Genomic DNA, 12,417 nt, shown 5'->3' with positions numbered 1-12,417 from the left:
GTACGTGAAACGATCTCCCATGGAACTGGCCGCCATCGCGACCGCAGCGGTGCCCGGGTTGACCCCTGCTCGCGTCGCCGGCATCCCGGATGATCCCGATGATTTTGATTCCGCGTTGATCATCGACGCACAAAAGAACCGCTGGAGAGTGCGTTCTCCTCGGCACGAGGAATCCAGCATGCGGCTGGAAACCGAGCTGACAGCGCTGCGGTCCTTCACTCCCGGCATTCGCGCATCCCTGCCCTTCCGGCTGCCCTCCGTGGCCGGGACCGTTCGTCAGGGCAGCCTGCGTACCTTCGTCTACAACCACCTCCCCGGGCAGGTGATGGACCTCGACGAACTGGTGGCCGCCGGTGGTTCCACTGCGGCCGATATCGGTCGCATCATCGCCGCCATCCATGCGCTGCCCGAGGAACTGGTCGATCGAGCCGACCTGCCCGTCTACACGGCCGACGAATTCCGCCAGCGGAAACTCAACGAGCTGGATCAGGCGGCCATGACGGGCCGCATTCCTCCGCGTCTGCTGCGTCGTTGGGAGCATGCCTTGGAGGATGTGGCCCTGTGGCGGTTCAACCCCCGCGTGGTGCATGGTGATCTTCATGAGGAGAACCTGCTGATCGAACATGGCAAGGTGGCAGCGGTCATTGGGTGGACCGATGTCCGTATCGGTGACCCGGCCGACGATTTCGCTTGGCTCGCTGCCGCCCACGAGCAGTCCTTCACCGACACGGTGATCGAGGCTTATACCGCTGCACGCGGAGAGTTGGCCGACCCGCACATCATGCGCCGTGCCGCCCTGGCCGCGGAATTCGCGCTGGCCCAGTGGCTTTCGCGCGGCCTGGCGACCAACGACGCCGAACGCATTGCCGAAGGCGAGCAGATGCTCCGCGACCTCGACGAGGACATCTCCGAGTACGGGGGCCAGCCGATCAGCATCGTGGAACCTCCCCGCATGGATATCCATGGGCAGCCGGTCCCCACGGACGACGAAGCCCCAGCGGCGACCGATGCGTCGGAAGTTGCAGAGCCCGGCCACGACGAAAATCTCGGAGATCATTCGCAAACAGCCTCCGAAGAGCGTGTCGCGGATGCACCTCCCCACCCGGTAGTGCCGCCGAAGCCACAGGTCGCCCCCGTATCGCCGGGGAGGCCGACCGGCGACGAAGACGCCGACGACGCCGCGACCGCGGACGGGGAGGCATCGTCCACCACGGACGCCATGGACCCCGAGGATTCCGACACCGTACCCGGTGCTGATCCCCACGAAGCAGCAGAGAATGAGGGTTCAGCGGCAGCCGATGATGAGGAACCGGCTTTCCTGCGCGACAGTGACTTCGACGATGAGCAATCATCCGGGACCGACGGCTCAGCCGCCGGGGCGGAGGACGGGTCGCCGTCGGGCTCCTTGGCCTCCGGCCCCGAGACCGATGCGATGCCGATGATCGTCATCGAGTCCTTGGACGAGGCAGGGCCTTCCGGGGAGTCGAAGTAATTCTCAGTTCGAGCCTGGTCCGGCCATGGAGGTCGTGATCAGTTCTTCGAGCTCGTCGGCATCGGCCAACCTTGCGGGCCGGATCGTCCGTCCCTGGCCGACATAGTAGAACGCCGCCTCGACATCTTCCAAGGGCAGATCATGCAGTCGAGACCATCCCAAACGGTAGACCGCCAGCTGGAGGGACTTGACCTCCAGATCCCTTCCGGTGGGCACTCGCCCGGTCTTCCAATCCACCAGCGTCCACACGGTTCGCCCGTCGGCGTTGGTGTCCTTGAACACCGCGTCGATCCGCCCGCGGACGCTCACCGGTCCGACCCGGGTCTCCAACGGGACCTCAACGAAGGCCGGCTGTCGGGAAGCCCATTCGGAGGCCAGGAATTCGGCCTTCATGTCCTCCAGCCCGTACATGTCCTCCACATAGGCATCGGCTGCCCCCGGGAACTCCCCCAAATCAAGCATCCCGGTGGAGCCGTAATGCTCCTCGACCCAGGCGTGGAAAGCGGTGCCCTTTCGAGCGGCAACGCCGGGACGCCGCGGGACCGGTCGGCGCAATTGGCCCAAGACCTGTCCGGCATCGGTGGCCAGATCCACGAAAAGCGAGGCACGGACGTGTTCGGGGACCGCCGCGGCCTCCCGCGATGCCTCACGTTCTCGACGTGCTGCCAACAATAACGAGGCTTCGTGGTTCCATGCCTGGCCGACGTCGGTGGTCACCGGGGCATCGTCGTCATGCCCGATCCCGCCCCGGAGTTCGAGCTGTTCAAGGACTCGCGCCGCTGCTGCCTCGAGCGGCCCGCGGCGGCCCGGTGATTTAGCTTGGGCCTCCCCGGCCCGGAACACCTCGGGGCCTTCGAGCGGGTCGTAGGGCCAGCTGGATTCGAGTGGTTCCTCCCGGAAGGGGTTTGCCTCGGGCGCCTGGTCGTCCTCGCACCAGTCGATCCTGGTAGCTCGCGGGGTCGGCCCCTGGGCCAAGGGGAGCAGTTCGTTCAGGAACACCGAGGGTTGGGTCGGTTTGGACCGCGATCCGGTCCACACCGTGGCCGAGCACAACAGCAGATCCTTCGCCCGGGTCAGGGCGACATAGGCCAATCGTCGTTCCTCGTTTTCCCCGTGCGCTAGAACGTCATCGCGAAAGGTCCCCTCGGCGGCGACGGCCTCGAAGAGGCTGGGCTGATCGGTATCCCACTGGGGCAGGTCGTTTCGGTCTCCCCGCAGCGGCCAGGGCAGGGAGCCGTCTTCCTTGGTCCAGCGGGAATCCGTCGACGAGGGGAAGATCCCCTCGTTCATCCCCGGTATCGCCACGACATCCCATTCCAGGCCCTTGGAAGCGTGGATGGTCAACAGTTGGACGGCTTCGCTGCTGGCTTCCTGCTGGACGATCTCCAGCCCGCCTTCCTTGGCCGCCGCGGCATCCAGCCAGACCAGGAATCCAGCCAGATCGGCACCGAGGTCGGTATCGGAGTATCCGGCGGCGACGTCGGCAAAAGCGTCAAGGTGCCGCCGGGCCGTGTGGATGCCGACCCCGGGTTTCGCGGCGACTTCGATGTCGAGCAACAACGTGCGTTCAACCTCGTGGAGCAGGGTCGGCAAGTCGTCGTCGGCGAAGCTGCGCAAATAACGGATCTCTGCTTGGAGCGCGTACAGGCGATTCAAAGCGGTGGTGGTCAGCGTCCTGCCGGCCGAAGACGTCCACTCGGGTGGGGGCAGCCGGTCCAGTGCTTCGATGAGGCTGGCCTCCTCTGCCAGCTCGCTGCGTGCCTCGGTCTGGCTGTCCACCGCAGCGCTGTCTGCGGTGACGGTATCAATCTCACGGGCCTGGCGGATGGCTGCTTCACGACGTCGGGCCAGGAACCGGGACCAGTCAGCGAAGGCCATCAGATCAGCCGGGCCCAGCCTCCACCGGGCACCGGCCAGCAACCGCAACAGGGCATCGGAGCGCAGCGGGTCGACCAGGACGCGGAGGGTCGACACGAGGTCGACGACCTCTGGCATGGCCAGCAACCCGCCCAACCCGACAATCTCGTAGGGGATATTGCGGTGGGCCAAGGCCTCGGCGATGCCCGCGAGTGCGGCGCGGGTTCGGCAGAGTACCGCCATGGTCGGATGCCGCCCCTGGGCGGAGGTGAAGGCCCCGCGTTCGGTCAGCAGCCTGTTGGCGAGGGCTGCCGCTTCGTCGGCGCTGGTGGCGAAGCGGGCGAGTTCAACCCTGCCGGTTCCTGCGAAGGGACTGTGGACCAGAGCAGGGACGGCTATCGAAGGGGAGGCCCGGTTCGGGTCCTCGCGATTCAGGGGCGCCGAGACGGCATTGGCGGCTTCGAGAACATTGACCGAGTTGCGCCAGGCGGTGGTCAGGAACGCGACGGCCGAGGGAGTGAGCCCGCCGTCGGGGCCGGTGGCCGGGAACTCCTGGGGGAAACGGAAGAGTTGGCCGGCCGAGGCCCCCCGGAAACCGTAGATGGACTGGTTGGGGTCCCCGACCGCCGTCACCGCATGGCCCCCGGCGAATAGTTGGGAAAAGAGGACCATCTGGGCGTGGGAGGTGTCCTGGAATTCGTCAAGCAACACCACCTTGAACCGTTCACGTTCGATCTCCCCGGCAGTGGGCACGGTTCTGGCGATGCGGGCTGCCAGGGCCACCAGGTCTCCGTAATCGAGCACATTGCGTTCGGCCTTCGCCCGGGCGTAGCGCACGGCAAGGTCGGCCACCGTCGCCCGGGTCCTGAGCTTATCCACGAGCTTGAGCGCAGGTTGCGAGGGTTTGGCCTCCTTGCCCACCCGGTAGGGCAGCGCGGAAAAGTGTTCGACTTCGGCGAGCACATGCTCGCGGGCTTCGAGGGGGTCCACGAGGTGTTCGGCGCATTCGCCGGCGAACTGCACGACGGCGTCCACCAGCGTGGACTTAGCCACCCGCAGATGCTCGTATTCGCCGTCGTATTCCTGAACGACCTTCAAGGACAGCTGCCAGGCCTGGGCGCTACCGAGCAAGGTGGTGTCCGATTCGACGCCAATCCGCAAACCATGATCTTGCACCAGCGTGTTGGCATAGGAATGGTAGGTCGAGACCTCAGGTTCCAGCAGGGCGTCGTCTTCGCCCTCGGGAAGGATCCCGCTTTCGGCCAGGCGGACCAACTGCGCCCGGATGCGTTGCGCCAGCTCACCGGCAGCCTTGCGGGTGAAGGTGACCCCGAGGATCTGATCTGGTCTGACCTGACCGTTGGCTACGAGCCAGACCACCCGGTCGGCCATGGTGGCCGTTTTACCCGATCCGGCGCCGGCAATGACGAGCATGGGTGCCAGCTCTGAGGAAATGATGGCCGACTGCTCAGCGGTGGGCTGGTGCTGGCCCAGCAGATCGGCCAGCTCCTCCGGTGTGTAGCGGTGATCCACAACGGAGCTCTCCTCCGGATATGCCGGTTCGTGCTCGTGGTTCATTCGGTCACCTGCCGTCCTTCAGCGCATAAGGGGCACACCGACGGCAACCGGCAGCCGCTGCCACTGCGACCTGCCTTCGAGGGATCATGCCGAGTGTGGAATTCGTTGCCGGCCATCAATCGGGCAGCGGTCAGCACCAGCGGTGTGGCCCAGTCCTCGTCGCCGACGGGTTCCTGGGCCTGCTCTCCGGGGCTCTTCGTCGTGGTACCCAATTGGACGAGCGCTGCGCCTCCGGGCTGCTGCGGCAGATCTGCTCCCAGTCCCCCCGCCAGCACGGCTGCCTGGTAGCTGCCCAGCTGGGGGTTGCGTTCAACGTCGGCCTTCGTCGGCGCCGATTTTCCGGTCTTAAGGTCGATCACATACGCACGGCCCGCCGCGTCGATTTCCAGCCGGTCGATGACCCCGCGCAGTCTGACCGTGATGTCTGCATCGGTTATTTCGACGTCAAAGGCTTGTTCCCTGGCCAGAAGTGTGCGGTCGTGGCTACGCATGAGAATCGCGTATTGGGCCAATTTGCGCAGCATCGTTTCGGCGCGCTCATGGTCCTTGGCGGTTTCCCAGTTCGACGGCAGATCAAGGTCAGGCCACCGCCGATCCAGTTCCTCCAGATATTCGTTCCCGGTGGCTGCCGGCAGGTCCTCGGCGATGGCATGCACCAGGGTCCCCAGACTGCGGGCCAGATCCGTCGCGGGCTCCCCACCCGCCGCCTGGACGAACCAGTCAAGAGGCGATTCCAGGGCGGCTTGGACCCGCGAGGGTGAAACCCGAACCGGCTCCCCTTCGGGGTTCACCGGCCCGTCGGTACTGGCCGGCAAAAGCCCCCACCATTCGGCCGGGGCAGCTCCCCGCACGTGCTCGGGTTGATCTGCCAAACGTGCCAGCACGGCCGCCGCATCGACGGCCGTCTGTCCGCCTTCCGGCTCCGTGCTGCCGGCTTCAATGCGCTGACGCAGCAGGGCCACCAGGGAAGCCAACGTGCGTTCACGCGGCACCGCGGTGATCGGTCGCGGGGTCTCCTGGTCGGTCCAGGGCAGGACCACATCCAGGAACTGGGACGGTTGCTGGTCCTCGGAGGCAACCCCGATGCACACGAGGCGTTCACGGGCGCGGGAGATCGCACTGGCAAAGGTGCGTAGCTCATCGGCCCGGGTGGCCTTCAGCCGGGTGGCAGGGTCACGGTGGCGCAGGATCACGGGGCCGTGTTCGATAACGTCGGCCAGTGCGCTGCTGCCCAGCAGTTCCCCGCGAAGGCGCGTATTAGGCCAGATCCCCTCCTGCATTCCTGGTACCAACACCAGATCCCATTCGTGGCCGACAGCACCGGCAGGAGTGGTCACCGCCACGGAGGCAGCATGGCCTCCGCGGGAGGCGAGCGTATCCATCGGCAATTCCTGGCTGAGCACATGATCGGCGAACTGGCTGACTGTCGACCCGGGAAGCTGGTCCACGAAGCGTTCCGCCGCTTGGAACAAGGCCATCAGGGCATCGAGGTCATGATCGGCCCGTGCCCCCGCGGCGCCACCCTCCAGGGCTGCCTGACGCCAGCTGGTTTCCATGCCGGAGGCCGACCAGAGTGCCCACAAAGCGGTTTCGGCATTGGCCGTCGGCACGGCAAGTTCGGTGGATAGCGCGGTGAGCATACGTCCGAGACGTTCGGCGCCCCGTCCCTCCCGCCCCAGCCCGCCAAACGACCCAGAGTCGTTGAAGATGCCACGAAGCAGTTCGGTGCTGGAGCGACGTCCTCCGGCAACACGTTCGCGGCGGCGCAGGACCTGCCGGAGTCTGCGGATATCCAAGGCCGTAGAGGCCCCGTAGCGCGAGGAGAGCAGGGCCTCGACGGCTCCTGCCTCCGGAAGGTGCGCCGCCGGTTCCTGGTCGTGCGCCTCGGTCCCCGCTCCCCCGGCAGGATCCGCCGGAGTATCCAAGGCCAGCCGCATGAGGGTCAGCAACGGGCGTACCGCCGGCTCATCACGCAGCGGCACCTCGGCCTGCGGGACGTCCACGGCAATACCCTGACCCGCCAGATGGCGGGATAGTTCGGCCACCAGTCCACCATTGCGAACGATGACGGCCATCGAGTCGAAGCCTCTTCCGCGCATCAGGTGCTCTTCCAAGAGCCGCTGGGTCACCAGCCGAAGCTCATGGATGGGAGATTCGACCAGATGCACTTCCACCGGTTCCGCCACGTCGTCGCCGGTCGGCGCCTGCGGGCGCTCCACGAGTCGGCGTCCCGAGTGGCCCGTGGTGACCGGGATGCGACCTGCCACCCGGGTCCAGGCTTCGGCAATCCTCGGGTTCATCCGCCACGAGGTCTCCAGCTCGAGGAGCGTTGCCGGGTTCCTGTCGGTTCCGTAATACTCTTCGAACCTGCCCAGCAGATCGGGGCGCGCACCTCGGAAACCCAAAACGGCGTTATCGGGGGCTGCGAAGGCCAGCAGGTCGCGGCCGGAGGCCAGCAGGCGCAGCAATCGGTGCTGGGCAGGGTTGGCTTCTTGGAGGTCGTCGACGATGACCAAGGACAGCCGCTGGCATTCTTCCTCGAGGAGCTCCTCATGGTCCTCGAGTAGATCAGCGGCGGCAGTGATCAGCCCAGCGGGGTCGAATGCTTCGCTGGAACCGAGATCGAGCAGGTCACGGTATTCCTGGTAGAGCGCCGCCGAGGCGGTCCATTCGGGCCGCAGGCAACGCTCCCCCAGTTCCTCCAGGTCTCCTGCTTCCACCCCGTACTCGGACAGCCGGTCGAAGAGCTCACGGATCTCCTTGCGGAATCCGCGGGTCCCGATGGCTTCCCCCAAAGAGTCCGGCCAGGCTGGTCCCGCGGTGATGCCGTCGGCATGCCCCGCCAGCAGCTGGGCGATCAGGGTGTCCTGTTCGGGGCCGGAAAGCAGCCGGGGCGGGCGCTCGACGGCGGGCAGGAAACCGAGCAGCCGGGCCCTGCGGATGAGATCGAAGGCGTAAGCCGCCCAGGTGCGTACGGCAGGTTCCGAAAAAGTCGTGTCGGTCGACGCGGAGAGTCGATCACGTAGATCGGCTGCCGCTGTCCGGGACGGGGCGATGACCAGTAATTGTTCGGGCCGGTGCCCGCCGGCGAGCCGATGCACGACGACGTCGAGCAACGCCGCGCTCTTCCCGGTCCCCGGTGCTCCCAGGACGAGCACCGGGCCGTGGCCGGGGCCCAGCTCACGGAGACGTGCCCCGGAGCTTCCAGCGGTGTCCTCAACGGTTTCCATGGATTCCATCAGAGCATGCGCCCCCGTCGTTTTGGTGCGGTCTCCTCGACGACCACCGGGGAGGCCAGGGTCGAGGCGAGCTCGTCGAGGATTGCGAAGGCCTCCTCGTCGGGCTGCCAGCGGGCCGCCGGGACCCTGACGCGGCCGTGACGGAGCGGTATCGATTCTTCGACCCAATGCGGGGTGGCCCGGGCCTGCAGATCGGCCGGCAGGGTTCCGTCGGCGCGCAGCACACGCCACCAGGGCAGCGCGCCGTCCGATCGCGCCATCGCGGCACCGACCTGACGGGGGCCACCGAGGCCCAAAAGTTCGGCGATGTCCCCGTAGGTCAGCACCGACCCCGCAGGGATGTGGCGGGCCAGCCGATGGACGGCCAGGGCATAATCGGCTGACATGGTTCCAGTTTAGGCGGGCCGGCGCCATATCGTCGGCAGCTGACGATACCGTGGGGGCATGGATAACTGGCATGAGCTCCCCCGCGCAGCATTCGACCTCGAGACCACCGGCAAGGATCCGCAGGAGGCCCGCATCGTGACCGCCTCCGTCGTGATCGTCAATGGCCGGCAGGAAATCATCAACCACCGGGAGTGGCTCGTGAACCCCGGGGTACCGATCCCCGAGGAAGCCGCCGCCGTGCATGGGGTCAGCACCGAGCAGGCGGTCGCCTCCGGGCAGGATCCCGCCACTGCCGTCGCCGAGATTTCCGCTCATTTGCGCGATTTGTTCCACACCATGCCGGTCCTGGCTTTCAACGCCGGATATGACTTCACCGTCCTGGCCCGGGAGTCGGAACGCCACGGGGTTCCTGCCCTGGAACCGGTCCCGGTGATCGACCCGTTCATCATCGATAAGCACGTGGACAAGTACCGTCGGGGCAAGCGCACGCTGACGGCAATGTGCGAGCACTATGGCATCCCGCTGAATAATGCCCACTCTTCTGCCGCGGATGCGGCAGCGACCGTCGGGGTGGCCGATGCCCAGGTCGCAAAGTACGCACAGGTCCTGGCCGTGGATCCTGCCGAACTCCACCGTTTGCAGATCAGTTGGGCTGCCGAGCAGGCGGCAAGCCTGCAGGAGTTCTTCCGTCGCAAGGATCCGACGGCGGTCGTGGACGGCACCTGGCCGGTCCGCTGATCGAATCGACGGCTGGGTATCCCGCGAAACCGTCAAACGTGAGACATGTCACGTAGCTTCTTGCGCTCAGTGATGATCCCCCGAATGGGCGCGTTCTTAGGGCGCCCCGGGGCGGCATCGCACAGCGGGCGGCCGGCAACTTCTTCGTTACGAAGATTATTCGTCCGGACTCGACATTTCGGCACGTGAATTCGATTTCGTGAAGTCCATTGTGGTTGATCAAATGGATTCATTCGATTATTGGTGTCCACTTTGAGGCACCGTTCACTTCCAGCCGGAAAGAACCCCAGTATGTCAAAACTCCAGTTGTCCTTTGCCAAGTTCGCAGCGCTTGCGGCGGTGACCACCCTGGGTCTCAGCGCCTGCGGCGGGAGCTCCGAAGCATCTTCCGCCCTTCCCGAGGACATGACGTCGGTGACCATCGGCGTTGCCGACGGCGCCGAGTCGTACTGGCAGGTCTATAAGAAGGTGGTGAAGGAGGAGACGGGCGTCGACGTCTCCTTCAAGAACTTCTCCGACTACAACCAGCCCAACCCGGCCCTGGACCAGAAGCAACTTGATCTCAATGAGTTCCAGCACCTGCAGTACCTGGCCACCTACAACACGAAGAACGACAAGGATCTGCAGCCCATCGCGGGCACGGCGGTCTACCCGTTGCCGCTGTACTCCACCAAATATTCTTCGGCCGAAGAGATCCCCCAAGGGTCAGAGATTGCCATCCCCAATGACCCGACGAATTTGGCGCGTTCGCTGATCGTGTTGGAGTCGGCAGGACTGGTGGAGATCAATGGCGGCGCCGATTCCACGTCGACCCCGGCCGACGTGGACACCGCCGCTTCGAAGGTCAAGGTGGTGACCGTGGACGCCAAGATGACCGCCCAGAACCTGGATTCACTCGCCGGTGCCATCGTGAACAACAACTTCGCCACGGCTGCGGACCTGAGCGACGACGACATCATCGCCCAGGACGATCCCGAGGCGGATTCGACGAAACCGTACATCAACGCCTTCGTCGCCCGTGATGCCGATAAGTCGAATCCCACCCTGATCAAGATCGCCAAGCTGTACCACGACCCCGAGGTCGTCAAAGCGATCAAGAAGGATCTAGGCACCGGGGGCGTCTTCAAGGAGAACAGTGCCGAGGACCTCCAGTCAGCCCTGTCGACCATTGAAGAGAACATGAAGGCCGGCTCCAAGTAATACCCCGGGGCCCCGCCACCGAAACCTGCTGTGGCTCCTGCACCGGACACCCCGGAGCCGGAGCCATAGCGGCTTTCATGGGCCATTCATCTTCCGTCGCGAGAAAGGACCTGCGGTGACATCCATCGTCAGTTTCCGCAAAATCTCCAAGGCCTATCCGGGCCGCGGAGCCACCAAGGGCACCCCCGTACATGCGCTCCGAGACGTCACCTTCGACATCCAGAAGGGCTCCATCACCGGGGTCATCGGCTACTCCGGGGCCGGCAAGAGCACCCTGGTCCGCCTGATCAACGCTCTCGAACTACCCACGGCAGGCAGCCTGACCGTCAATGGATCCGAGCTCACCGGAATGGGCGAGAAGGACCTGCGGGGGTTGCGTGGTGGTATCGGCATGATCTTCCAGCAGTTCAACCTCTTCAATTCGCGCTCGGTGGCCAAAAATGTCGAGTACCCGCTCATCGTCGCCGGCTGGACGAAAGATCAGCGGGCTGCCCGTGTCGCCGAGTTGTTGGATTTCGTGGGGATCTCCGAAAAGGCCAAGCAGTTCCCCAGCCAACTTTCCGGCGGCCAAAAGCAACGGGTGGGTATTGCCCGCGCCCTCGCGACGAACCCCGAAATCCTGCTGGCTGACGAGGCCACCAGCGCCCTGGACCCCGAGACGACGACCGAGGTGCTGGCACTGCTGAAGCGGGTCAATCAGGCGTTTGGGACCACGATCGTGGTGATTACCCACGAAATGCACGTCGTGCGATCGATCTGCGATCACGTGGCTGTGATGGAGCAGGGCGCCTTGCTCGAACACGGCCCCGTCTACGACGTCTTCGCCTTCCCGCAGAACCCTGCGACCCAGAAATTCATCAGCAGCACCATCGCCGATCGGCCGAGCGCCGATACCGTGGCCCGCCTGCAGGTCCTGCATCCGGGCCGGTTGGTCAGCATGACGATCTCCGAAGCGCCCGGGGCCCGGGCCGGAACCAATCAGCGGGAAATCTCGTCGCTGCTGGCGTCCTACCCGGCGGTCCACGATTCGGTGGTCTACGGTTCCGTCACCGAAATCGCCCAACGCCCCTTCGGCTCGCTCACCTACGTCCTCGAAGGCCCCGAAGCCGACGTCGACGCCGTCATCGAGGGGCTGGCGAAGATCACCACCGTGCAGCAATGGCCCCCGATGGCAGCTGCCGGTTCCGACGTCGAAGGAGCGAAGCCATGATCGACTGGACCACGATGGGCCCGTTGCTGTTCTCATCCATCGAACAGACCCTCTACATGGTCATCATCACGATGATCCTCGGGGGGATCCTCGGGCTGCTGATCGGCATGCTGCTCTATGCCACCCGGCCCGGCAACATCTTGGCTAATACCGTGGTGTTCAATGTGCTGAACTTCGTGATCAACCTCGTCCGGCCGATCCCGTTCATCATCTTCATCTCGCTCGTCGGCCCGTGGACCTTGCAGGTCATCGGCACCTCCATCGGCACCAATGCCGCCATCTTCCCGATGACGCTGATGACAGCGGTCGTTTTGGGGCGGATCGTGGAACAGAACCTCGTCGGCGTCGATCCCGGGGTCGTTGAAGCAGCCCGCGCCATGGGTTCCAGCCGCAGCCGGGTGCTTTTCGACGTCGTCCTCCGCGAGTCGATCGCGCCACTGGTGCTGGGCTATACGTTCATCTTCATCGGTGTCGTGGACATGTCTGCCGTGGCCGGGTACATCGGTGGCGGCGGCTTGGGCGATTTGGCCATCACCTACGGCTACCAACAGTTCAACTACGCGGTCACCCTGCTGGCCGTGGGAGTGATCGTCGTGATCGTTCAGCTCGCCCAACTGCTGGGCAACCATCTGGCCAAGCGCATGATGCACCGCTGATCACTACCGGCGCAGAACAGGCGGCGATCTTTCCCCCGCTGGGGGAATCGAACGCCGCCT

At 65.2% G+C, this 12,417-nt stretch carries 8 protein-coding genes; 5 read left to right on the top strand and 3 right to left on the bottom strand.

The annotated features are described in order from the left end of the window. Positions 1-4 precede the first annotated feature (4 nt). Positions 5-1,492, top strand: coding sequence for a phosphotransferase (locus tag FM101_RS16145; protein WP_087000042.1), 1,488 nt, complete (start codon positions 5-7; stop codon positions 1,490-1,492). A 3-nt stretch (positions 1,493-1,495) separates the two neighbouring features. Here the strand turns inward: FM101_RS16145 and FM101_RS11375 are convergent, their stop codons facing one another. The 3 genes from FM101_RS11375 to FM101_RS11365 are packed head-to-tail and all read right to left on the bottom strand — an operon-like array spanning position 1,496 to position 8,552. Continuing rightward, positions 1,496-4,927 carry an ATP-dependent DNA helicase gene (locus tag FM101_RS11375; protein ID WP_086999677.1) on the bottom strand — a complete coding sequence of 1,144 codons (3,432 nt, stop codon included), beginning with the start codon at positions 4,925-4,927 and terminating at the stop codon, positions 1,496-1,498. After that, complete coding sequence (locus tag FM101_RS11370) at positions 4,924-8,157, bottom strand: ATP-dependent helicase (protein WP_245806688.1); 3,234 nt, start codon at positions 8,155-8,157, stop codon at positions 4,924-4,926. The genes FM101_RS11375 and FM101_RS11370 overlap by 4 nt, the downstream gene beginning before the upstream one ends. Before the next feature lie 8 nt (positions 8,158-8,165). After that, on the bottom strand, positions 8,166-8,552 hold the full coding sequence (locus FM101_RS11365; RefSeq protein ID WP_086999673.1) for an MGMT family protein: 387 nt from the start codon (positions 8,550-8,552) through the stop codon (positions 8,166-8,168). Positions 8,553-8,610: 58 nt separating this feature from the next. Here FM101_RS11365 and FM101_RS11360 point away from each other — a divergent pair, with 58 nt between their 5' ends. The 4 genes from FM101_RS11360 (at position 8,611) to FM101_RS11345 (ending at position 12,357) form a co-directional block, all read left to right on the top strand. Continuing rightward, positions 8,611-9,291, top strand: coding sequence for a 3'-5' exonuclease (locus FM101_RS11360; RefSeq protein WP_086999671.1), 681 nt, complete (start codon positions 8,611-8,613; stop codon positions 9,289-9,291). Between the two features lie 291 nt (positions 9,292-9,582). Continuing rightward, the gene (locus FM101_RS11355) at positions 9,583-10,491 is read left to right on the top strand and encodes a MetQ/NlpA family ABC transporter substrate-binding protein (protein ID WP_086999669.1); all 909 of its coding nucleotides are present in this window, start codon (positions 9,583-9,585) and stop codon (positions 10,489-10,491) included. A gap of 115 nt (positions 10,492-10,606) precedes the next feature. Next, on the top strand, positions 10,607-11,701 hold the full coding sequence (locus FM101_RS11350) for a methionine ABC transporter ATP-binding protein (protein WP_086999667.1): 1,095 nt from the start codon (positions 10,607-10,609) through the stop codon (positions 11,699-11,701). Further along, positions 11,698-12,357 carry a methionine ABC transporter permease gene (locus tag FM101_RS11345; protein ID WP_086999665.1) on the top strand — a complete coding sequence of 220 codons (660 nt, stop codon included), beginning with the start codon at positions 11,698-11,700 and terminating at the stop codon, positions 12,355-12,357. Before FM101_RS11350 ends, FM101_RS11345 begins: the two co-directional genes overlap by 4 nt. The last annotated feature ends 60 nt before the right edge of the window (positions 12,358-12,417 follow it).

The organism is Arthrobacter rhombi (genome assembly GCF_900163545.1).
Lineage (GTDB): Bacteria > Actinomycetota > Actinomycetes > Actinomycetales > Micrococcaceae > Arthrobacter_H > Arthrobacter_H rhombi_A.
Note: the sequence above shows the minus strand (reverse complement) of the source record. Positions and strands in the feature narration are given on the sequence as shown.